Source organism: Saccharothrix deserti, from assembly GCF_009769385.1.
Lineage (GTDB): Bacteria > Actinomycetota > Actinomycetes > Mycobacteriales > Pseudonocardiaceae > Actinosynnema > Actinosynnema deserti.
Window position 1 is genome coordinate 1 of record NZ_ML775966.1, and the last position, 22,026, is coordinate 22,026.

Here is a 22,026-nt window from a genome sequence, read left to right on the forward strand (position 1 = left end):
GCTCCGAACAACACTGACAATAATGTCAGTTGTCCAGTAACAATCTCAAAGGAAAACCTCTTGACGAGGTTCATACAATTTACTGGCTATTCGGCACGCTGTTGAGTTCTCAAAGAACACGCGCTCATCATCACTCACCGCTCGACGCGGCTCGATCCGAGGCTTGTGATTCCGCAAAGCTTGTTGTTTGAAACTAGACGCCCTGGTCGTGACGGCTCAGACGAGCCCCGACTGGGTCTTCCGTTTCACGGCCACCCACTCTACCACCTAGATGGGAGCTTGGTTCGTGGCCCGTCGCGCTCCGTTCCGACTTCCCGGCCCGTTCCGCGCTGACATGGAGAAAGTTACACGCACCCGAACCCGAGGTCAAATCGGGGGCGCAACACCACACCACAGGCTGAAACCGCAGGTCAGCAGCCCGTGCCGCAGTCGACTCCACGCTATCCGACCCGATCCGCCTGCAACAGTGTGACCGCGATCACACCCAGAGATCACGAAGGCCGCCGGTCCTCGCGGGACCGGCGGCCTTCGACCTGGCTCTGCTGGAGCCTGTTCGTGCAGGTCAGACCTGCACGCGCACCCCTGCGGTGTTGCGCTTGCCGCGCCGGACGACCAGCCACGATCCGTGGAGCAGGTCCTCCTTCGCGGGCACCCACTCTTCATCGGTGACCTTCGCGTTGTTCACGTACGCGCCGCCTTCCTTCACGGTGCGCCGCGCCGCGCCCTTGCTGTCCGCCAGCCCGGAGCTGACCAGGAGATCCACGATCGTGGGCGCGTCGGCCAGGCGCACCTCGCCGGTCGGCGCCTCCGCCATCGCGGCCTCCAACGTCGACAGGTCCAGCTCGCGCAGCTCGCCCCGGCCGAACAGGGCCTGGCTCGCCGCGATGACCTGCCTGGTCTCGTGCTCGCCGTGCACCAGGTCGGTGAACTCCTGGGCCAGCTTCTTCTGCGCGGCCCGGAGGTGCGGCGCCTCGGCGGTCTGCCGCTCCAGCTCGGCGATCTCGTCCTGCGACAGGAAGGTGAACAGCCGCAGGTAGCGGAGCACGTCGGCGTCGCCCACGTTCACGAAGTACTGGTACCAGGCGTACGGCGAGGTCATCTGCGGGTCGAGCCACACGTTGCCGCCGCCGGTGGACTTGCCGAACTTGCGGCCGTCGGCGTCGGTGACCAGCGGCGCGGTCAGCGCGTGCACGGACCCGCCGTCGACCTTCCGGACCAGGTCGACGCCGCCGATGATGTTGCCCCACTGGTCGGAGCCGCCCACCTGGAGCCGGGTGCCGTACTTCCGGTTGAGCTGGAGGTAGTCGTGCGATTGCAGGAGCAGGTAGCTGAACTCGGTGTACGACATGCCCTCGCCGTCGAGGCGGCGCTTGACCGTCTCGCGGGACAGCATGACGTTGATCGAGAAGTGCTTGCCGACGTCCCGCAGGAACTCCAGCACCGAGACGTTGCCGGTCCAGTCGAGGTTGTTGGCCACGATCGCACCGGTGGGGCTGTCGTCGAACTCGACGAACCGCTCCAGTTGGCCGCGGATGCGGCCGGCCCACTCGGCGACGGTGTCCAGCGGGTTGAGCGCGCGTTCCGCGCTGTCCCGCGGGTCGCCGATCATGCCGGTCGCGCCGCCCGCGAGGACGATCGGCCGGTGCCCGGCGCGCTGGAAGCGGCGCAGCATGAGCAGCGGGACGAGGTTGCCGGCGTGCAGGCTGGGCGCGGTGGGGTCGAACCCGCAATAGAGGGTGAGCGGGCCGGCGTCGAGATCCTTCCGCAGTGCGTCGAGATCGGTGGACTGCGCGATCAGGCCGCGCCAGGACAGCTCATCGAGGATGTGCTCGCTCACGGGAGGCCATTCTCCTCTACCTGGTCAAAGCAGTTTGAGCCGGTGTCGATGCCGGGTAGTCGACCAAGGGGCTCTGATGAGAGGACCGCAGCGATGACCTACCCGGATCGCAACCGACGTCCCGCTGATCGTCCCGGCCGGCCTCCCGTTGACCGTCCCACCGAGTTCGCGCCCACCGAGTTCACGCCGCCGCCCGAGGCGCCGTACCGGCAGGAGGAGGTTGTCGAACGCGGTGACGGGCCGGTGCGGGCGGTGCGCGTCGTGTGCGCCGTGATCGACGTGCTGTGCTGGTTGTTCGCCATCGTGTTGGCGATCCACATCTTCCTGGTGATCGGTGGCGCCAACCCGGCGAACGGGTTCGCGCAGCTGATCGACTCGTGGTCGGCGGCCGTGTCGTTGGGCCTGCGGGACCTGTTCACGCCGGCGAACGCGGGTCTGCGGGCGTTGTTCAACGACGGGCTGGCGGCGCTGTTGTGGCTGGTGATCGGGGCGGTGCTGACGAACATCATCACGCGCGTCGCGTTGCCGACCGATGAGCGGCGGGTCTGGTACCGGCGGACGGTGCGTTAGTCCTGGATGGTGTTAGTCCTGGATGCTCAGCGGCGGGTGTGGTCGGGACGCGGCTGGGCACCACGCCCATGTGTCCGGCCACCACGGCCGCGAACGCGTCGATCTACCCATGTTGCTCACCTTGGCACTACCGACCGTCACCAAGGCGTTCACTCGGGCGCACTCCGGTATGCCCCAGCTGGTCAATTGTCCTCGTCGCGTTCCCCGGCCAAGTTTGCTTTCGTGGCCAGCGACTTGCAGCGGAAGAAGACCTCCATCGTGTTCGACGCGATGGACGTGAACGGCGACGGGTTCCTCGAGCGGGCCGATTTCGAGGCGCTGACGGACCGGTGGGTGCAGATCCGGGGCGCGGACGAGCAGGAGCGGTTGCGGGAGATCATGATGGGCTGGTGGGACGCGCTGCGTGCGGCGTCCGACCAGGACCGCGACGACAAGGCCACGCTGGACGAGGTGCTGAGCGTGGTGGGCAACCTCGGCACCATGCTCGACCTCGTGGTGGCCACGGCGGAGTCGATGTTCGAGGCGGTGGACGAGGACGGCGACGGCCAGGTGTCCGCGCCCGAGTACGCCCGCATGATCCACGCCTGGACGGGCAACGACGCGCCGACCGACGCCGTCTTCGCCCGCCTGGACCTGGACGGCGACGGCTCGATCTCGAAGTCCGAGTTCGTCCAGCACTGGGTCGAGTTCTGGGCAGGCGACGACGCCAACGCCCCCGGCACCCACGTCTTCGGCGAAATCTGACCCCGCCCGCCCCGCGACCCGCCCTTCACCTCCGAGAGTCGAACCCCCAGGTGCCGAGAGTCGAACGCTCAGGTCAGGTGTGTCCTACGTTCGGAACACGTGAGTTGCACACTCAGGCCTGCGAGTCGGCCTACCGAGAGCCCACAGGGCTGTGACCAGGGAGTTTGGGTGCCTGAGTGGCGGATTCATGGCGTCCGGGCGGAAGGCTCGCCTGTTCTGAGTGTTGAATTCAGGGGTCCTGAACGTAGGACACACGCATCCTGAACGTAGGACACACGGGGGTTGAGGGTTCGACTCTCGGGACGCGGGGGTTCGACTCTCGCGTGGGGTTAGAAGGTGAGGCGGGTTCGGCGGGTGCCTCGGCGGTAGGTGCTCACGGCGGGTGAGTCCAGCCAGAAGCGCCACGGGACGTCGACCGCGACGGCGACGCCTACGCGGGGGCCGGTGCGGATGTCGGTCGGGTCCACAGGGTCGCTGGCCAGTAGGCGTACGGAGGCGTCGGCGTCGGTGAGGTTCACGCCGTTGTGGGCTCGGTCCAGGCCTAGGACGCCGGTCAGGCGCGCCGGGCCTTTGGCCAGTTCGGCGTGGCTGCGGGCGGATGAGCGGCGGGTGTGGGCGAGCGAAGTGCCGGTCACGACCTCGCCGGCACGCAGCAGCACGGCACCGGGCACGCCGTCGGTCAGCGAGACCACGTTCGCGCAGAAGTGCATTCCGTATACGAAGTACACGTACAGGCGACCCGCCGGCCCGAACATGACGTCGTTGCGCGGTGTCCGTCCGCGATAGCAGTGGGACGCCGGGTCGTCGCCGCCCCGGTACGCCTCGACCTCCACGATCCGCACACCCACCACCCCCTCGGGCGTGGTCGACTCGATCACGCTGCCGAGCAGGAGCCGCGCGGCGTCGACGGGGTCGACCGCGAGCTCCTGCTCGGTGAGCTGCCTAGGCGTGTCGGGCAACGGAAACCTTGTCGCGCAACCTCTTCAACTGCTCGGCGACCCGGTCGGGCGCGGTACCGCCGTGGGCGTCACGGGACGCGATGGAACCTTCCACGGTCAACACGCTACGCACGTCCGGCGTCAACGCGGGCGAGATGCCGGCGAACTCCTCGTCGGTCAGGTCCTCCAGACCGACGCCACGCGCCTCGGCCGCCCGCACGCACGAACCCGCAGCCTCGTGCGCCACCCGGAACGGCACGCCCTGCCGCACCAGCCACTCGGCGATGTCCGTCGCCAACGTGAACCCGGCCGGTGCCAGAGCGGCCATCCGCTCGGTGTCGAACCGCATGGTGGCGATCATCCCGGCCAACGCGGGCAGCAGCAGCTCCAACTGCTCGACCGAGTCGAACAGCGGCTCCTTGTCCTCCTGCAGGTCCCGGTTGTACGCCAGGGGCTGCGCCTTCAACGTCGCCAGCAACCCGGTCAGGTTGCCGATGAGCCGACCGGACTTGCCGCGCGTCAGCTCGGCGACGTCCGGGTTCTTCTTCTGCGGCATGATCGAGCTGCCGGTGGCCCACGCGTCGTCCAGCACCGCGAACCGGAACTCGGCGGTCGTCCAGATGATCACCTCCTCGGCGATCCTGGACAGGTCCACCCCGATCATGGCCAGCACGAACGCCATCTCGGCGGCGAAGTCCCGCGACGCGGTGCCGTCGATCGAGTTCTCCACCGGCCCGTCGAAGCCCAGCTCGGCCGCCACCGCCGCCGGGTCCAGCCCCAGCGACGACCCGGCCAACGCGCCCGACCCGTACGGCGACAGGGCGGTCCGCTTGTCCCAGTCGTGCAGCCGGTCGACGTCCCGCAGCAACGCCTGCCCGTGCGCGAGCAGGTGGTGCGCCAGCAGCACGGGCTGCGCGGACTGGAGGTGCGTGCGGCCGGGCATGACGGCGGTGGCGTGCGCCGCAGCCTGGTCCGCCAGCGCCTCGACCACGTCCAGCACGCCCGCGGCCACCCGGTGGGCCGCGTCGCGCAGCCACATCCGGAACAGCGTGGCCACCTGGTCGTTGCGGGACCGCCCGGCGCGCAGCTTGCCGCCCAGCTCGGCCCCGGCGCGCTCGATCAGGCCGCGCTCGAGGGCGGTGTGCACGTCCTCGTCGGCCAACGTGGGCGTGAACGTCCCGGAAGCGACATCGGCCTCCAGGGTGTCCAACGCCGCCAGCATCCGGTCCAGTTCGTCGGCCGTCAGCAGGCCCGCGCGGTGCAGCACGCGGGCGTGCGCACGGGAACCCCTGATGTCGTACGGCGCGAGCCGCCAGTCGAAGTGCGTCGACGCGGACAACAAGGCCATCGCGTCCGCCGGACCACTGGCGAACCGGCCACCCCACAGTGAACTCACTTGCCCAAATCCCTCTTCGCGGCGATCTTGCTCGGCAGGCCCCACAGCTGGACGAAGCCCTTGGCCAACGACTGGTCGAACGTGTCGCCCTCGTCGTAGGTGGCCAGGTTGAAGTCGTACAGCGATTCTTCGCTGCGCCGGCCGGTGACGACCGCGCGCCCCCCGTGCAGCACGATCCGGATCTCGCCGGTGACGTGCTGCTGGGTGTTCTGGATGAAGCTGTCCAGCGCGTACTTGAGCGGCGAGAACCACAGGCCGTCGTACACCAGCTCGCCCCAGCGCTGCTCGACCTGCCGCTTGAAGCGGGCCAGGTCGCGCTCCAGGGTGACGTTCTCCAGCTCCTGGTGCGCGGTGATCAGCGCGATCGCGCCCGGCGCCTCGTAGATCTCGCGCGACTTGATGCCGACCAGCCGGTCCTCGACCATGTCCAGCCGGCCGACGCCCTGCGCGCCCGCCCGCCGGTTCAGCTCCTGGACGGCCTGGAGCACGGTCACCGTCTCGCCGTCGATGGCGACCGGCACGCCCTTGTCGAAGGTGATGACCAGCTCGTCCGGGTCACGCGGCTCGGCCGGGTCCTGCGTGTAGGAGTAGACGTCCTCGACGGGCGCGTTCCAGATGTCCTCGAGGAACCCGGTCTCCACCGCGCGGCCCCACACGTTCTGGTCCACCGAGTACGGCGACTTCTTCGACACGTCGATCGGCAGGTTCCGGTCCTCGGCCCACGCGATGGCCTTCTCGCGGGTCCACGCGTAGTCGCGGACCGGCGCGATCACCTTCAGGTCGGGCGCGAGCGCGCCGATGCCGACCTCGAAGCGGACCTGGTCGTTGCCCTTGCCGGTGCAGCCGTGCGCCACGGTCGTCGCGCCGTGGTACTTCGCGGCCTCGGCCAGGTGCTTGACGATCACCGGACGTGACAGCGCGGACACCAGCGGGTAGCGGTCCATGTAGAGGGCGTTGGCCTGCAGCGCGGGCAGGCAGTAGTGGTCGGCGAACTCGTCGCGGGCGTCGGCGACGACGGCCTCGACCGCGCCGCAGTCCAGTGCCCGCTTGCGGATGGTGTCCAGGTCCTCGCCGCCCTGACCGAGGTCCACCGCGACGGCGACGACCTCGGCGCCGGTCTCCTCGGCGATCCAGCCGATGGCGACGGAGGTGTCCAACCCACCGGAGTACGCGAGAACGACCCGCTCACTCATGAGTCTCTCCTTGTCCTTGGTCCTGGCGTCCTTGGTCGTGGCCCGCGGCGAGCGCGTTCACGCGGGCCGCCAGATCCGCTCCGGTGAGCGGTTCCCTCGCCACGGCGAGGATGGTGTCGTCGCCCGCGATGGTGCCGACGATGTCGTTCAGCGCGGCCCGGTCCAGCGCGCTGGCCAGGAACTGGGCCGCGCCGGGCGGGGTCCGCAGGACGGCCAGGTTGCCGGAGTGGTCCACCGACACCAGCAGTTCGTTGAGCACCCGGGTGAGGCGGGACGTGCCGCCCTGCACGCCGCGCACCGGGCTGCCGTCCTCGGGGATGACGTAGACGGGCGCGCCGCCGTCGGGTCCGCGCAGCTTGACCGCGCCCAGCTCGTCCAGGTCGCGCGACAGCGTGGCCTGGGTGACCTCGATGCCTTCCACCGCAAGCGTTTTCGCCAGCTCGGACTGGCTGCGGATGGCGCGCTGGGCGACCAGTTCGACGATGCGGGCCTGCCGCGCGGTCCGGGTCATGCCGTCTGCTCCAACAACCACACCAGCAGCGCTTTCTGGGCGTGCAGGCGGTTCTCCGCCTCGTCCCACACCGCGCTGTTCGGGCCGTCCAGCACCTCGTCGGTGATCTCCTGGCCGCGGTGCGCGGGCAGGCAGTGCAGCACGGTCGTCTTCACGCCCGTCGCGGCGACCAGGTCGGCGTTCAGCTGGTACGGCCGGAACGGGCGCATCCGGTCGCGGCCGTCGTTCTCCTGGCCCATCGACGTCCACGTGTCCGTGACCAGCACGTCCGAGCCGTCCACGGCCTCACGCGGGTCCTCGACGACCTGGACCGAGCCGCCGGTGTCCGCGGCGCGCTTGCGGGCGTCGTCCAGCACCCACGGCAGCGGCTGGAACAGCTCGGGGGCGGCGATCCGCACGTGCATGCCCGCCGTGACGCCGCCGAGCAGCATCGAGTGGGACATGTTGTTCGCGCCGTCGCCCAGGTAGGTGACGGTGAGGCCGGCGAGCTTGCCGTGCACGCGCCGGATGGTCTGGAGGTCGGCGAGCACCTGGCACGGGTGGAACTCGTCGGTCAGCGCGTTGATCACCGGGACGCGCGAGACGGACGCCATCGCGTCGACGCGCTTCTGCGCGAACGTCCGCCACACCACCGCGTCCACGTACCCGGAGAGGATGCGGGAGGTGTCCTCGATGGTCTCCTCGCGGCCGAGCTGCATGGACCGGCCGTCGATGATCACCGGGTTGCCGCCGAGCTGGGCGATGCCCACCTCGAACGACAGCCGCGTGCGGGTCGAGTTCTTCTCGAAGATCACCGCGATGGACTTCGGCCCGGCCAGCGGCTTGGCGCTCAACCGGTCGGCCTTGTAGTTGTCGGCGAGGTCGAGGACCTCGGCCTGCTCCTCGGGCGTGAGGTCGTCGTCACGCAGGAAGTGGCGCACCATCACGGCTCCTGACCGGTCGGCTCGGTGGACGGGAGGAACGACGGGAGGTCGGCCACCAGCCGGTGGGCGTCGGCCTCCTCCAGCACCAGCGGCGGCGCCAGCCGGATGACGTCGGGCTGGATCGGGTTGATCAGATAACCGGCCTGCTGCGCGGCCGCCGCGGCCTTCGCCGAGACCGCCTCGCGCAGCGTGATCCCGAGCAGCAGGCCGGCGCCCCGCACACCGGAGATGAGCGGGTGGTCCAGCGCCTCGACACCGGTCGCGATCTCCTTGCCGACCGCGGCGGCGTGCTCCAGCAGGCCGTCGGCGGCGATCGTGTCCAGCACCGCGAGCGCGGCGGCGCAGCACACCGGGTTGCCGCCGAACGTGGTGCCGTGGTGTCCGGGCTCGAACAGGTCCTTGGCCGGGCCGACGGCGATGCACGCGCCCAGCGGCAGCCCGCCGCCCAGGCCCTTGGCCAGGGTGATCACGTCCGGCACGATCCCGACCTGGTGGAACGCGAACCAGGTGCCCAACCGGCCGATGCCGGTCTGCACCTCGTCCAGGATCAGCAGCGCGCCGTGCTCGGAGGTGATCCGGCGGGCCGCCTGGAGGTAGCCCTCGGGCGGCACGACCACGCCGTTCTCGCCCTGGATCGGCTCCACGATGAACGCGGCCGTCTCGTCGTCGATCGCGGCTTCGAGGGCCGCCACGTCACCGAACGGGACGTGCACGACACCCGGCACCAGCGGCTCGAACGGCGTGCGCTTCGCGGGCTGGCCGGTCAGCGCCAGGGCGCCCATGGTGCGGCCGTGGAACCCGCCGTCGGTGGACACGACCTTGGTGCGGCCGGTGCGGCGGCTCAGCTTGAACGCCGCCTCGTTGGCCTCCGCGCCGGAGTTGCAGAACAGCACCCGGCCGTCACCGTCCACACCGGACAGGTCCAGCAGCCGTTCGGCGAGCTTCAGCGCGGGCTCGTTGATGTAGAGGTTGGAGGTGTGGCCGATCCGGCCGATCTGCTCGGTCACCGCGGCCACGATCGCCGGGTGCGCGTGACCGAGCGCGTTGACCGCTATACCGGTGAGCAGGTCGAGGTACCGGTTGCCGTCGGCGTCCCACACGTGCGCGCCCTCGCCGCGGACGAGGGTCAGACCGGGCGTGCCGTAGTTGTTCATCATCGCGGCCTGCCACCGCTGCTGATGCTGCTTGTCGCTCATGCCTCGTCCGCCCCAGTTCGATCGCCTGCGGTAACCATGGTTCCGACACCTTCGGAGGTGAAGACCTCCAGCAGGACCGAGTGCGCGAGCCTGCCGTCGATCACGTGTGCCTCGGGGACGCCGCCGCGCACCGCGCGCAGGCAGGCCTCCATCTTCGGCACCATGCCGCTGTCCAGGTCCGGCAGCATCTTCTCCAACCGCTCGGCGTCCACCTGGTGCAGCAGCGAACTCTTGTCCGGCCAGTCCGCGTACAGGCCCTCGACGTCGGTGAGCACGACCAGCTTCTCGGCCTTCAGCGCCACCGCCACCGCGCCCGCCGCCGTGTCGGCGTTGACGTTGTGCACCACGCCGTCGACGTCCGGCGCGACCGTGGAGACGACCGGGATGCGGCCCGCGCGCACGATGTCCAGCACGGCGTCCGGGTTGACGTCCACGATGTCGCCGACCAGGCCGATGTCGACCGGCTCGCCGTCCACGATGGCCGGTCGGCGTGCGGCGGTCAGCAGGTGGGCGTCCTCGCCGGACAGGCCAACGGCGAGGGGGCCGTGCTCGTTGATCAGGCCGACGAGTTCCCGCTGGACCTGCCCGACCAGCACCATGCGGACGACGTCCATCGCCTCCGGCGTGGTGACGCGCAGGCCGCCGCGGAACTCGCTCTCGATGCCGAGCCGCTTGAGCATCGCGGCGATCTGCGGGCCGCCGCCGTGCACCACGACCGGGTGCAGGCCCGCGAGCTTGAGGAACACCATGTCCTGCGCGAACGCGCGCTTCAGCTCGTCGTCCACCATGGCGTTGCCGCCGTACTTGACGACCACGATCGCGCCCCGGAAGCGCTGCAACCACGGCAGCGCCTCGATGAGGATTCCGGCCTTGGCCTGCGGTGTCGTCATGAGCTGTACGCGCTGTTCTCTTCGACGTAGGCGTGCGAGAGGTCGGTGGTGAGCACGGTCGCCGTGCCGTCGCCCAGGTTCAGGTCGATCACGATCTCGACGTCGCGGCCGGACAGGTCGGCCTCGCTGCGGTCGGCGGCCTTGTGGCCGTCCTCGAACAGCGTCACGCCGTTGATCGCGATGCCGAGTTTGTGCTGGTCCACGGTGGCCTGGGAGCGGCCGACGGCCATCGCGATCCGGCCCCAGTTCGGGTCCGAGCCGAACAGCGCGGTCTTGACCAGGTTGTCCTCGGCGACGGTCTTGGCGACGACCACCGCCTCGGCCTCGGTGAGCGCGCCGTTGACCGTGATCGAGACCTCCTTGGTCACGCCCTCCGCGTCACCCTGGAGCTGCTTGACCAGGTCGTGCGCCACGGCGGTGAGGACGCCGGCGAACTCCTCGGCGGTCGGCGTGACACCGGAGGCGCCCGAGGCGAGGACCAGGACGGTGTCGTTGGTGGACGTGCCGCCGTCCACGTCGAGCCGGTCGTAGGTCTTGGCGGTGACCGCGCGCAGGGCCGCGTCCAGGGCATCGCCGTCGATCACCGCGTCGGTGGTGAGGACGCTGAGCATGGTGGCCATGTTCGGGTTCAGCATGCCCGCGCCCTTGACGAACCCGCCCACGGACCAGCCGTCCGGGTGGCTCGCCCAGGACTGCTTGGGGTGCGTGTCGGTGGTCATCACGGCGGTGGCGGCGTTCAGGCCGGCCTGGTCGGCGGAGTCGAGTTCCCGGACCGCCTTCTCCACGCCCGCCTTGAGGTTGTCCATCGGCAGCCGCTCGCCGATGAGACCGGTGGAGCACACCGCGACCTCGATCGCGCCCACCTGCAGCACCTCGGCGACCTTCTCGGCGGTGGCGTGCGTGTCCTGGAAGCCCTCGGGGCCGGTGCACGCGTTCGCGCCACCGGAGTTGAGCACGACCGCGGCGAGCTTGCGCTCCTTCAGCACCTGCTGCGACCACAGCACCGGCGCGGCCTTCACCTGGTTGGTCGTGAACACGCCCGCGGCGGCCTGACCAGGCCCTTCGTTGACGACCAAGGCCAGGTCCAGCGCACCGGACGCCTTGATACCGGCCGCCACACCGGCGGCCTTGAAGCCCTTGGGGCCGGTCACTCCCTTGTCGCGGTTCACGGCGCCACTCCCACGGTCGACAGCCCGGTCGTCTCCGGCAGGCCGAGTGCCAGGTTCATGCACTGCACCGCGGCGCCCGCCGTGCCCTTCGCCAGGTTGTCGATGGCGGCGACCACCACCAGCCGGTTCAGGTCCCGGTCGACGGTGACCTGCAGCTGCACGGCGTTCGAGCCGAGCACCGCGCCCGTGGTCGGCCAGTGGCCTTCCGGCAGCAGGTGCACGAACGGCTCGTCGGCGTACGCCTTCTCGTAGACGGCGCGGACGTCCTCGTCGCCGTTCTTGAGGGTTGCCGAGCAGGTGGCGAGGATGCCACGCGGCAGCGGCGCCAGGACCGGGGTGAAGGAGACCTTGATGTTCTCCTGGGCCACCTTGGAGAGGTTCTGGGTGATCTCCGGCGTGTGCCGGTGCGCGCCGCCGACGCCGTAGGCGCTGAGCGAGCCCATGACCTCGGAGCCGAGCAGGTTGGTCTTGAGCGACTTGCCCGCGCCGGACGTGCCGGAGACGGCCACCACGGTCACCTCGGGCTCGACCAGCCCCATCGCGGGGGCCAGGGCCAGCGAGGACACGGTCGGGTAGCAGCCGGGTACGGCGACCCTCTTCGTGTTCCGCAGCTCGTCGCGCTGACCGGGCAGCTCGGGCAGGCCGTACGGCCAGCTGCCCGCGTGCGTGCCGCCGTACCAGCGCTCCCAGGCGGCGGGGTCGGTGAGCCGGTGGTCCGCGCCGCAGTCGACGACCAGGGTGTCGTCGCCGAGTTGCGCGGCGATCTCGGCGGAGTGACCGTGGGGCAGGGCGAGGAAGACGACGTCGTGCCCCTTGAGGGTCTCGGCGGTCGTCTCTTCCAGCACCCGGTCCGCCAGCGGCAGCAGGTGCGGCTGGTGTGCGAGCAGCATCGAGCCCGCGTTGCCGCCGGCGGTCAACGCGCCGATCTCCACGTCCGGGTGCCCGAGCAGGAGCCGGAGCACCTCACCCCCGGCGTACCCGCTGGCCCCCGCGACCGCGATCCGTACCGTCATGCGGATAAGTATGCACGCTGATGCAAACTCACTCAACCTGTGTTCGGACTTCCGCGAACGGGCCTGTCCGCACGATCCGCCGTGCTATCCCTTTGTCCTGCGGGAACGGGGGGACATCGATGCAGGACGATCCGCACGACCACTCATCCGGGCACGACCTCGACAGCGGCCAGGTCATCAGCCCTGTCGACAGCCGAGCCGCCGCCCCGGCCCCGAAGTCGGGCAACGTCGGCCTCGGTTTCGGTGTGTTCTTCGTCGGGTTGGTGCTGACGATCATCGCCGGCCTCGGCCACAGCACGTCCAGGCGCCGCTGACCGGCGATCGTCCAATCCGCTCGACCACCCGGACGCGGACGTGCGCGCGCTCCTCGCCGACACCCTCGCCGCCTACCGCGGCCATGCAGGCCTCCCAGCGTCGGGGTCCTGCGTCGGGTCCTGGAAAGGTAGCCACCTGCCGGAGTGATGCGGCAGCCTTCAGCTGAGTGAGTCGTGCACTACTCACCGTGACGAACGAGGAGTGTGGGTCGATGTCGGACCGGCTGCGGGCCGTGATCTTCGACTGGCGGGGGACGTTGGTGCTGACCCCCACCTTCACGGGGTGGATCGAGGAGGCGTTGCGGCGGATCGGGCGGGACGTCGGCCTCGCCGCCGAGGTGCGGACCCGGTTGGACCTGGAGCGGATGGACGCGCCCGGCGTGGACGCGGACGCCGCGCTGCACCGGGAGACGTACTACGAGGTGTTCCGGGTGGCCGGGCTGGACCAGGAGTTGGCCGATTCGCTGTACGCGGTGGAGGGCGACCCGGCGTTCAACCCGTTCGCGGTGGACGTCGAGCCGACGTTGCGGAAGCTGCACGCCGACGGCGTGCGGATCGGGGTGCTGAGCGACATCCACTTCGACATCCGGCCGGCGTTCGGCGACCTGCCCGTCGATTCGTTCGTGTTGTCCTTCGAACACGGTGTGGTGAAGCCCGATCCGGCGATCTTCCGCCTGGCGCTGCGCGAGCTCGACACCACGCCGGACGAGACGCTGATGGTCGGAGACCGCGCCACCCACGACGGCGCGGGCGTCCAGGTCGGCATGCCGACGTTGCTCGTCCCGCCGCTGCGGGACGTCCACGACGCCCGCCTGCACCTCGTCACGAATCTCGTGGTGCCCGAAGCCTGAGCGCTCAGGCCCCGAAACGCTCCAGAGCGCGGATCTTGTTCGTGGCGTCCAAGGCGGCCACCTTGTACGCCTCGGACAGGGTCGGGTAGTTGAAGACGGTGTCCACCAGGTAGTCGACCGTGCCGCCGCACGCCATGACCGCCTGCCCGATGTGGACGAGATCGGTCGCACCCGTGCCGAACAGGTGCACGCCGAGCAGCTTGCGGTCCACAGTGGACACCAGCAGCTTGAGCATGCCGTAGGCGTCACCGACGATCGAGCCGCGCGCCAGCTCCCGGTACCGCGCCAGGCCCACCTCGTACGGCACGGCTGACGCCGTCAGCTCGGCTTCCGTGGCGCCGCAGTACGAGATCTCCGGGATGGTGTAGATCCCGATCGGCTGGAGCGAGGCCAGCTCGCGCGCCTCTTCGCCGAACGCGTGGTAGGCGGCCAGCCGGCCCTGGTCCATGGACGTGGCGGCCAACGCCGGGAAGCCGATCACGTCACCGACGGCGTAGATGTGCTCGACGGGCGTGCGGTAGCGCTCGTCCACCGCCAGCCGGCCGCGGTGGTCCGCCTCCAGGCCCGCGTTGTGCAGGTCGAGGGCCTCGGTGTTGCCCTGCCGTCCCGCCGAGTACATCACCGCGGCGGCCGGGATGCGCTTGCCGCTGGCCAGCGTGGTCACCGTGCCGGTCTCGGACACGTCGACGTTGACGACCTTCTCGCCGAACCGGAACGTCACCGCGAGGTCGCGCAGGTGGAACTTCAGCGACTCCACGATCTCCGGGTCGCAGAAGTCGAGCATCCGGTCGCGCTGCTCGACCACCGTCACCCGGCTGCCCAGCGCGGCGAACATGGACGCGTACTCGATGCCGATCACGCCCGCGCCCACCACGACCAGGGACGACGGGATCGATTCCAACGCCAGCACCTCGTCGGAGTCGAGCACCCGCTCCTCGTCGAAGTCGACCTGGTCCGGTCGGGCGGGACGGGTGCCGGTGGCGATCACGACGTGCGCGGCGGTGACCGCGTGGTGCTCGCCGCGGTTCGTCCCGTCCACCGCGATCGTGTGCGGGTCGAGGAAGCGTGCTGTGCCGGAGAGCAGGTCGACCTGGTTGCGGTGCAGCTGCGCGCGCACGACCTGGACCTCGCGGCCGATCACGTGCTGCGTGCGGGCGAGCAGGTCGGAGATCGTGATGTCCTGCTTGACCCGGTAGTTCGCGCCGTAGACGTCGCGCTGGCTCATCCCGGTCAGGTACATCACCGCCTCGCGCAGCGTCTTCGACGGGATGGTGCCGGTGTTCACGCACACACCGCCCACCATGTCCGGCCGGTCCACGATGGCGACCCGCTTGCCCAGCTTGGCCCCCGCGATGGCCGCCTTCTGCCCACCGGGGCCCGACCCGATCACGACCAGGTCGTAGTCGTACTCGCTCATGCGCACACCTCGCTGGCGCTCGGCGTGGCAAGAGCGACGCGCCCTGTGTTGAATGATTCGCTCGCCGGCTCGCTCATGCCCGAAGCGTTGCACACCCGAGCGCTCTACGGTGGCGTGGTGGGCGGACTCGGGGTGGCGATTCGGAGCGGGCCGGCCGCGGTGGCCGGTCCGGTGAAAGCGCCGGAGATGCAGCGGTACATGAAGTCCGACATGCCGTTCCTCGGCGTGCCCAAGCCGGTGCGCGCCCAGGCGCTGAAGGCGATCTTCGCGGCCCACCCGTTCGGGTCGCGTGAGGAGTGGGTCGCGGCGCGCCAGCACTCACGGGTGGACCCGGGATGGGTGCGGGCGTTCGTCGAGGAGCACCCTGCGCTGTCGGGCCTGTCGAAACGCGAGGCCCTGAAGCACATCTAGCCGCGCGCGGCCCGGCCCGAGTAGGTCAGCGGGAACACGAGGTCCTTGCACGCCTCCGGCACGTCGTGCGCGATCTGCACGACCATCTCCACCTCGACCGACCCCGCCGGCGGGATGGTGACCGGCTCCGGCATCGGCGCCACGGTCAGCACACCGGACGGGCAGTCCGGCACCCGGTTGTGCGCCTCGTCCAACGGCTGCCCCGGCACGGCCTGCAGCGTCAACACCACGATGTCCACGCTGTTCGGGTTCGACAACCGCACCAGACGCGCACCCTCGCTGCCCGGCGTCAACTCGACGGCGGCACCGGAGATGTCGTTGATCTCGAACGGCTTCAGGTCCGACACCCCGGCCTCACCGCCGCTCACCGCGTACGCCATGGCGGGCAGTTCGGGTTCAGGCCAGGTCAGGTGCATGGCAGCCACCACGGCGGCACCCACGCCGAGGATGGTCATGGCTACGGCGACTTCCATCCGCGGGCCCAAGCTGCGCATGAGTCAACCTCACTCGATTGCGACTCCAGGCGGTGGTTTCGCCGCTAGCTCCCCGTCGGACCGGCGACCAGACTCGCCCGGCGGTTCATCGCTTCGCCCCTCGGCCCAGCGGGCCGCGAAGCCAATCTTGGAGAACGTTCAACCGGTGCGCAAGGACCCTGCCGGCCCGGAAAAACGGGCCTTTGTACCCCTTGACACGTCACGGGGCGCACGCTGATCAGCACGTTCACACTAATCGCCGCCGAATGATTCACTCGGGCGGCGTAATCCTGGACCCGCACCAATGCGGGTCCAGGACCCTGCCTCAGCCTCTCAGCACGGCGCCGAACCGCTCCGCCGCGGCGGCCACGGCCGCGTCACGCGCCGCCGTCGCCTCCTCCACGGTCAGCGTGCGGTCGGGCGCGCGGAACCGCAACGAGTACGCCAGCGACCGCTTGCCCTCGCCCACCTGGTCGCCGGTGTAGACGTCGAACAGCCGGATGTCCTCCAGCAGCGCCCCACCGCCGCCGCGCAGCACCCGCGCCACCTGCTCGGCGGGCACCTCCACCGGCACGACCACGGCCACGTCCAGCAGCACCGGCGGGTACGCCGACACGATCGGCGCGGGCCGGTTGTCGGTCAGCGGCAACGCGTCGAGGTCCAACTCCATCGCCACGGTCCGCTTCGGCAACCCCAGCGCTTCCACGACCTTCGGGTGAAGCTCACCCGCGTGGCCCACCGGCCAGTCGCCGACCCGCAGTTCCGCGCACCGACCGGGGTGCCACGGCGCCAGGTCGGACGCGACCACGGTCAGCTCCACGCCGTACGCCTGGCCGACCAGCCGTGCGGCCTGCACCGCGTCCGCCCAGTCCGCCTGCCGGCCCTTGCCCCACCAGCCGGCGTGCTCGCGGTGACCCGCCAGCACGGCCGCCACGTGCACCGGCTGCTGCGGCAACGCCGCCAGCAACGACGCCACCTGCGCGTCCGACGGCCGCTCGCCCACGCCGACGTCCGGCACCGGCGCCTGCTGCGTGCGCGGCAACGTCACCTGCGCGATCGTGTAGACCGCCAAGTCCTTCTGACCGCGCGCCAGGTTCCGCTGCACGGTCTCCAGCAGCCCCGGCACCAGCGTGGTGGCCAGCGCGTGCTTGTCCGACTCCAGCGGGTTCAACACGCTCACCGTGTTGCGCCGCACGTCGTCCGCGGGCAGCCCCAGCGCGTCGAACACCGACGGCGCCACGAACGGGAACGGCTTGACCTCGACGAACCCGTCCTCCGCCAACGCGCGCGACACCGTGCGGCGACGGCGCTGCTGCTCGGTCAACCCGCGACCGGCGGGCGCGGGCGGCAGCGTGGACGGGATCGTGTCGTACCCCTCCAGCCGCAGCACCTCCTCCACCAGGTCGGCGGGCTGGGTCAGGTCCGCGCGCCACGTCGGCGGCACCGCGGTGACCATGGTCGCGCCGTCGTCACCGGTGGTGACCTCGACCTGACAGCCGATCTGGCCCAGCCGGCGCGCGCTCACGCCACGCGCGTAGCGGACACCGGCGACCCGGTCCGGCAGGTTGATCGGCATCGTCACCGGCGCGGGCAGCACCGGCGTGCCCACGTCCGTGCGGCCCGGCTTGATGCTGCCGTCGCCGAACATGTCCAGCAGCCGTGCCGCGCGCTCCAGGGCGACCGGCGCCAACGCCGGGTCCACCGTGCGCTCGAACCGCTTCGCCGCCTCGCTGGGCAGCTTGTGCCTGCGCACCGTGCGGGCGATGGACGCCGGGTCCCAGTTCGCCGCCTCCAGCAGGATGTCCGAGCTGGTGGCGCCGACCTCGGTGCTCGCGCCGCCCATCACACCAGCCAGCGAGATCACGCCGCTGTCGTCGGCGATCACGATGTCGTCCGGGTCCAGCGCGCGGACCTGCTCGTCCAGCGTGGTCAGCTTCTCGCCGGCCACCGCGCGCCGCACCACCAGGCCGCCCTGCACGGACTGCGCGTCGAACGCGTGCAGCGGCTGGCCGAGCTCCAGCATCACGTAGTTGGTGACGTCCACCGGCAGCGAGATCGACCGGATACCGGCCAGCATCAGCCGACGGCGCATCCACCACGGCGTGGGCGCGGTCGGGTCGACACCGCTGACGCGGCGGGCCACGAACCGGGAGCACGCGGAGCTGTCCTCGATGCGGACGGGCAGCACCTCGCCCTCGCCCTCGGGCACCTCGGCCAGGCCGGGGTCGCGGTAGGGCACGTCGAACGCGCAGGCGATCTCACGGGCCAGGCCGCGCACCGAGAACGCGTAGCCGCGGTCCGGGGTCGGCGCGACCTCGATCACCGTGTCGCCCAGGCCCAGCAGCTCGATCGCGTCGTCACCGGGCTGCGCGGTGCCGCTGGGCAGCACCATGATCCCCGCGTGGTCGTCGCCCAGGCCCAGCTCGCGGGCCGAGCAGATCATGCCGTTGCTGGTCTTGCCGTAGGTCTTGCGGGCGGAGATGGTGAAGTCGCCGGGCAGCACCGCGCCGGGCAGCGCCACCACGACCGTGTCGCCCTCCTGGAAGTTCGACGCGCCGCAGACGATGCCGTTGACCTGGTCCGGGCCGACCTCGACCTGGCAGTAGCGGATCGGCTTCTTGAACTCGGTCAGCTCCTCGATCTCCACCACGCGACCCGCGACGAGCGGGCCGGTCACGGAGTCGAGCTCGTGGACGTCCTCGACCTCGATGCCGATCCGGACGAACGCCTCGGCGAGCTGGTCGGGCGTGGGGGTCTCGGCGAACTCGAGGTTCTCGACCAGCCAGGTAACCGGAATGCGCACCGGTCAGGCCTCCGTTCCGAATGGCTGGGTGAAGCGGACATCGCCTTCGACCATGTCGCGCATGTCGGGCAGACCGTTGCGGAACTGCAGCGTGCGCTCCAGGCCCATGCCGAACGCGAACCCTGAGTACACGTCCGGGTCGACACCGCAGTTGCGCAGCACGTTCGGGTTGACCATGCCGCAGCCGCCCCACTCGACCCAGCCCGCGCCGCCCTTCTTCTCCGGGAACCACACGTCCACCTCGGCGGACGGCTCGGTGAACGGGAAGAAGCTCGGCCGCAGCCGGGTCTTGGAGTCCTCGCCGAACATGGCGCGGGCGAACGCGTCGAGCGTGCCCTTCAGGTGCGCCATGGTCAGGCCCTTGTCCACGGCCAGGCCCTCGACCTGGTGGAACACGGGGGTGTGGGTGGCGTCCAGCTCGTCGGTGCGGAACGTGCGGCCGGGGCACACCACGTAGACCGGCAGGTCACGGTCCAGCAGGGTGCGCGCCTGCACCGGGCTGGTGTGCGTGCGCAGCACCAGGCCCGAGTCCGCGGGGGCCACGTAGAACGTGTCCTGCATGGTGCGCGCCGGGTGGTCCTTGCCGAAGTTCAACGCGTCGAAGTTGAACCACTCGGTCTCCAGCTCCGGGCCCTCGGCGACCTCGTAGCCCATGGCCACGAACACGTCGGCGATGCGCTCGGCGAGCGTCGAGATCGGGTGGCGGGCGCCGCGGGGCACCCGGTCCCACGGCAGCGTGACGTCGACCGACTCCTTGCGCAGCACCCGTTCGTCGCGCTCGGCCTGCAGCCGGGCGCGGCGCTCCTCGAACGCGAGCTTGACCGCGTTCTGCGCCTCGTTCACCCGCTTGCCCGCCTGGGCCTTCGCGGCCGGCGGCAGCGCGCCGATCTCGCGGCGGGCCAGCAGGATCGGCGAGCGGTCGCCCAGGTGGCCCGGTTTCACGGCGGCCAGCTCGTCGAGGTCGGCCGCCTTCGCGAACGCCTCACGAGCCTGCTCGACCGCCGCGTCGAGCGCTTCCGGGGAGAGCGCCGCGACCTGCTTGGGGTCGTACGGGTCGTTGGCTCCGGACATGGTTGGTGGACAGCTCCCGTCACGGACACAGGTGGTCAGCCCTCCGCACGGCATGCGGAGCAGCGGCTCGATCCTAGGTGATCGGCCCAACCCCGGATCCACCGCCGCCCGCCCAGCGCGCGCTGCGTGACGTTGCACTCACTCCAGGCCATCACCCGCACGCCGGAAGCCGCCGTTCCGGCGCGGGAACCGCGGCACTGGCTTCGCAGGCGTCCCCGCCAAGGGAACCCCTGTTTTTATTCTGCCCCAAGGGTCCGACAATTCCGGCACCGCCCGCGCGACTGCCTCACCGTCCGCATGACCGCCCACACCGGGCGCGCCGACCACACCTCGTCGTCCTCGGAACCGGACCGGCCCACCGGCCGTTCAGCGGCGGAGGCGGTGGTGGAATCGCAGGTCGCCCGGAATTGTCGGTGGGGCGTGGCAGTCTGGGCTTCGCGAGCAGGACCCCGGCGGGCGATCAGCGGAAAACCGGGTCACAAGCCGCCGGCACGCCCCTAGAATCGTCCGTCCCACGTGACCTTGACCCGAGGTGAACTCCACTCCCATGGCACACACCTTCGGTGTCGACCTGCGCGGGATCATCGACCTGCTCAGCCACCACCTCTACAGCAGCCCCCGCGTGTACGCGCGTGAGCTGCTGCAGAACGCGGTGGACGCGATCACCGCCCGCCGCGCGCTCCAACCGGACGCGCCGGGCGAGGTCGTGATCGAGCCGGTCGGGTCCTCCGGCGGCACCCTCCGCATCTCCGACACCGGCATCGGCCTCACCGAGCGCGAAGTCCACGACCTGCTCTCCACGCTCGGCCGCACGTCCAAGCGCGACGACCTCGGGTTCGCCCGCCAGGGCTTCCTCGGCCAGTTCGGCGTGGGCCTGCTGTCCGCGTTCCTGGTCGCCGAGCGCATCCGGCTCGTCAGCCGGTCGGCGCGTGGCGGACCGGCGGTGCGGTGGACGGCCGACGCGGCGGGCAACTACGAGGTCGAGGTCGACGAGACGGCCCGCGCCGAGATCGGCACCACCATCGAACTCGTGCCGCACCGCGACTCCGAGCACTGGCTGGAACGGGACGTGGTCAAAGCGCTCGTCACCGAGTACGGCGAGCTGCTCCCGGTGACCGTCCGGATCGGCGACGAGGTCGTCACGCACGGCGAGCTGCCGTGGACCGAGGACGCCTTGGCGTACGGCGAAAAAGTGCTGGGCGTGCGGCCGTTCGACGCGATCCCGGTCGAGGTCCCGACGGTGGGCCTCAAGGGCGTCGCGTACGTGCTGCCGAGCGGCGTGCACCCCGGCGCCCGCCAGTCCCACCGCGTCTACCTGAAGCGGATGCTCGTCGGCGACTCCATCGAAGGCCTGCTGCCGGAGTGGGCGTACTTCGTGCGCTGCGTGGTCGACTCGACATCGCTGCGGCCGACCGCGAGCCGCGAAGCGCTCTACCAGGACGAGACACTGCTCGCCGTGCGCGAGGAGCTGGGCCGCCAGGTCCGCGACTGGCTGGTGAGGCTCGACGCGACGGACCCGGACCGCACCCGAGCCCTGCTGGACGCGCACCACCTGGGCATCAAATCGCTGGCCAGGGTGGACGACGAGATGCTGCGGCTGGTCGAGCGGTGGCTGCCGTTCGAGACCACCGACGGCCCGCAGTCGCTGCGCCAGTTCCGCCGCAAGCACGGCGTCATCGCGCACGTGCCGGACGTGGACGAGTTCCGCCAGCTCGCGCCGGTCGCGCACGCCCAGGGCATGGGCCTGGTCAACGCCGGTTACGCCTACGACGCCGAGATCATGGAACGGCTGGTCGAACTGGACGGCCCGACCGCCGCGCGCCGGGTCGCGCCGAGTGAGGTGCTGGCCGCGTTGGGCGACCCGGACCCGGAGCTGGAGCGCACGTTGCGCGAACGCCTGGCGCAGGCCGGGGACGTGCTCGAACGGCACGACTGCGAGGCCGTGCCGCGCGACTTCGACCCGGGCTCGCTGCCCGCGCTGCTGGTCACGAACGTGGAGGCCGAGCGCAAGCGGGACGCGCAGCAGGTCGGCGAGCAGGCCGACCCGCTGTGGGCGGAGCTGCTGGGCAGCCTGGTGGAGTCGTCGTCGGGCGCCTCGCAGCGGCTCGTGCTCAACTGCCGCAACCCGCTGGTGCGGCGGCTCGCGCAGCTGACCGACCCGGCGCTGGTGGAGCTGACCGTCGAATCGCTGTACGTGCACGCCCTGCTGCAAGCACGGCGTCCGATGCGCCCGAAGGACACCGCGGCGCTGAACCGTTCGTTCCTGGAACTGCTGGACCGCGCTGTCGGTGGCCGAAAAGGATGAT

General features: G+C 70.5%; 20 protein-coding genes. 6 read left to right on the top strand and 14 right to left on the bottom strand.

Features of this window, described 5'->3' with window-relative positions; genetic code table 11:
* Positions 1–562: 562 nt before the first annotated feature.
* Positions 563–1,837, bottom strand: a complete 1,275-nt coding sequence (gene tyrS / locus FM051_RS11095; protein WP_158842853.1) for a tyrosine--tRNA ligase — start codon at positions 1,835–1,837, stop codon at positions 563–565.
* 93 nt (positions 1,838–1,930) lie between these two features.
* Between tyrS and FM051_RS11100 the strand changes: the two genes are divergently transcribed.
* Both FM051_RS11100 and FM051_RS11105 read left to right on the top strand, forming a co-directional pair.
* Positions 1,931–2,407 carry a hypothetical protein gene (locus tag FM051_RS11100; protein ID WP_238412310.1) on the top strand — a complete coding sequence of 159 codons (477 nt, stop codon included), beginning with the start codon at positions 1,931–1,933 and terminating at the stop codon, positions 2,405–2,407.
* Between the two features lie 222 nt (positions 2,408–2,629).
* Positions 2,630–3,151: an EF-hand domain-containing protein gene (locus FM051_RS11105; RefSeq protein ID WP_158842854.1), complete on the top strand. Its 522-nt coding sequence runs from the start codon at positions 2,630–2,632 to the stop codon at positions 3,149–3,151.
* Positions 3,152–3,480: 329 nt separating this feature from the next.
* Here the strand turns inward: FM051_RS11105 and FM051_RS11110 are convergent, their stop codons facing one another.
* The 9 genes from FM051_RS11110 to argC are packed head-to-tail and all read right to left on the bottom strand — an operon-like array spanning position 3,481 to position 12,380.
* Positions 3,481–4,110, bottom strand: coding sequence for a DNA-3-methyladenine glycosylase (locus FM051_RS11110; protein ID WP_158842855.1), 630 nt, complete (start codon positions 4,108–4,110; stop codon positions 3,481–3,483).
* A complete protein-coding gene (gene argH / locus FM051_RS11115; protein WP_158842856.1) occupies positions 4,094–5,485 on the bottom strand; it encodes an argininosuccinate lyase in 1,392 nt (463 codons plus the stop codon). Before argH ends, FM051_RS11110 begins: the two co-directional genes overlap by 17 nt.
* Complete coding sequence (locus tag FM051_RS11120; protein ID WP_158842857.1) at positions 5,482–6,678, bottom strand: argininosuccinate synthase; 1,197 nt, start codon at positions 6,676–6,678, stop codon at positions 5,482–5,484. Before FM051_RS11120 ends, argH begins: the two co-directional genes overlap by 4 nt.
* Positions 6,671–7,189 carry an arginine repressor gene (locus FM051_RS11125; protein WP_158842858.1) on the bottom strand — a complete coding sequence of 173 codons (519 nt, stop codon included), beginning with the start codon at positions 7,187–7,189 and terminating at the stop codon, positions 6,671–6,673. The genes FM051_RS11120 and FM051_RS11125 overlap by 8 nt, the downstream gene beginning before the upstream one ends.
* A complete protein-coding gene (gene argF / locus FM051_RS11130) occupies positions 7,186–8,112 on the bottom strand; it encodes an ornithine carbamoyltransferase (protein WP_158842859.1) in 927 nt (308 codons plus the stop codon). Before argF ends, FM051_RS11125 begins: the two co-directional genes overlap by 4 nt.
* Positions 8,112–9,308 (bottom strand): acetylornithine transaminase, encoded by a 1,197-nt coding sequence (locus FM051_RS11135; RefSeq protein WP_158842860.1) that lies wholly within the window; start codon positions 9,306–9,308, stop codon positions 8,112–8,114. Before FM051_RS11135 ends, argF begins: the two co-directional genes overlap by 1 nt.
* Complete coding sequence (gene argB / locus FM051_RS11140; RefSeq protein ID WP_158842861.1) at positions 9,305–10,198, bottom strand: acetylglutamate kinase; 894 nt, start codon at positions 10,196–10,198, stop codon at positions 9,305–9,307. The genes FM051_RS11135 and argB overlap by 4 nt, the downstream gene beginning before the upstream one ends.
* Positions 10,195–11,367 carry a bifunctional glutamate N-acetyltransferase/amino-acid acetyltransferase ArgJ gene (argJ, locus tag FM051_RS11145; protein WP_158842862.1) on the bottom strand — a complete coding sequence of 391 codons (1,173 nt, stop codon included), beginning with the start codon at positions 11,365–11,367 and terminating at the stop codon, positions 10,195–10,197. Before argJ ends, argB begins: the two co-directional genes overlap by 4 nt.
* Complete coding sequence (gene argC / locus FM051_RS11150) at positions 11,364–12,380, bottom strand: N-acetyl-gamma-glutamyl-phosphate reductase (protein ID WP_158842863.1); 1,017 nt, start codon at positions 12,378–12,380, stop codon at positions 11,364–11,366. Before argC ends, argJ begins: the two co-directional genes overlap by 4 nt.
* 119 nt (positions 12,381–12,499) lie before the next feature.
* On the opposite strand from argC, the gene FM051_RS11155 reads away from it, so the two are divergent.
* Both FM051_RS11155 and FM051_RS11160 read left to right on the top strand, forming a co-directional pair.
* A complete protein-coding gene (locus FM051_RS11155) occupies positions 12,500–12,694 on the top strand; it encodes a hypothetical protein (protein ID WP_158842864.1) in 195 nt (64 codons plus the stop codon).
* Between the two features lie 212 nt (positions 12,695–12,906).
* Positions 12,907–13,545, top strand: coding sequence for an HAD family hydrolase (locus tag FM051_RS11160; RefSeq protein ID WP_238412312.1), 639 nt, complete (start codon positions 12,907–12,909; stop codon positions 13,543–13,545).
* Between the two features lie 4 nt (positions 13,546–13,549).
* Here the strand turns inward: FM051_RS11160 and sthA are convergent, their stop codons facing one another.
* Positions 13,550–14,962, bottom strand: a complete 1,413-nt coding sequence (sthA, locus tag FM051_RS11165) for a Si-specific NAD(P)(+) transhydrogenase (RefSeq protein WP_158842865.1) — start codon at positions 14,960–14,962, stop codon at positions 13,550–13,552.
* A gap of 117 nt (positions 14,963–15,079) precedes the next feature.
* Here sthA and FM051_RS11170 point away from each other — a divergent pair, with 117 nt between their 5' ends.
* Positions 15,080–15,373 (top strand): DNA alkylation repair protein, encoded by a 294-nt coding sequence (locus FM051_RS11170; protein ID WP_420803585.1) that lies wholly within the window; start codon positions 15,080–15,082, stop codon positions 15,371–15,373.
* Here the strand turns inward: FM051_RS11170 and FM051_RS11175 are convergent.
* The 3 genes from FM051_RS11175 to pheS form a co-directional block, all read right to left on the bottom strand.
* Positions 15,370–15,867, bottom strand: a complete 498-nt coding sequence (locus tag FM051_RS11175; protein WP_158842867.1) for a hypothetical protein — start codon at positions 15,865–15,867, stop codon at positions 15,370–15,372. The two genes, FM051_RS11170 and FM051_RS11175, sit on opposite strands and share 4 nt — an antisense overlap.
* 304 nt (positions 15,868–16,171) lie before the next feature.
* Positions 16,172–18,649, bottom strand: a complete 2,478-nt coding sequence (gene pheT, locus FM051_RS11180; protein ID WP_158842868.1) for a phenylalanine--tRNA ligase subunit beta — start codon at positions 18,647–18,649, stop codon at positions 16,172–16,174.
* Positions 18,650–18,652: 3 nt separating this feature from the next.
* Positions 18,653–19,720 (bottom strand): phenylalanine--tRNA ligase subunit alpha, encoded by a 1,068-nt coding sequence (gene pheS / locus FM051_RS11185; protein ID WP_158842869.1) that lies wholly within the window; start codon positions 19,718–19,720, stop codon positions 18,653–18,655.
* Between the two features lie 547 nt (positions 19,721–20,267).
* Between pheS and FM051_RS11190 the strand changes: the two genes are divergently transcribed.
* Positions 20,268–22,025 carry an HSP90 family protein gene (locus tag FM051_RS11190; protein WP_158842870.1) on the top strand — a complete coding sequence of 586 codons (1,758 nt, stop codon included), beginning with the start codon at positions 20,268–20,270 and terminating at the stop codon, positions 22,023–22,025.
* Position 22,026 lies beyond the last annotated feature (1 nt).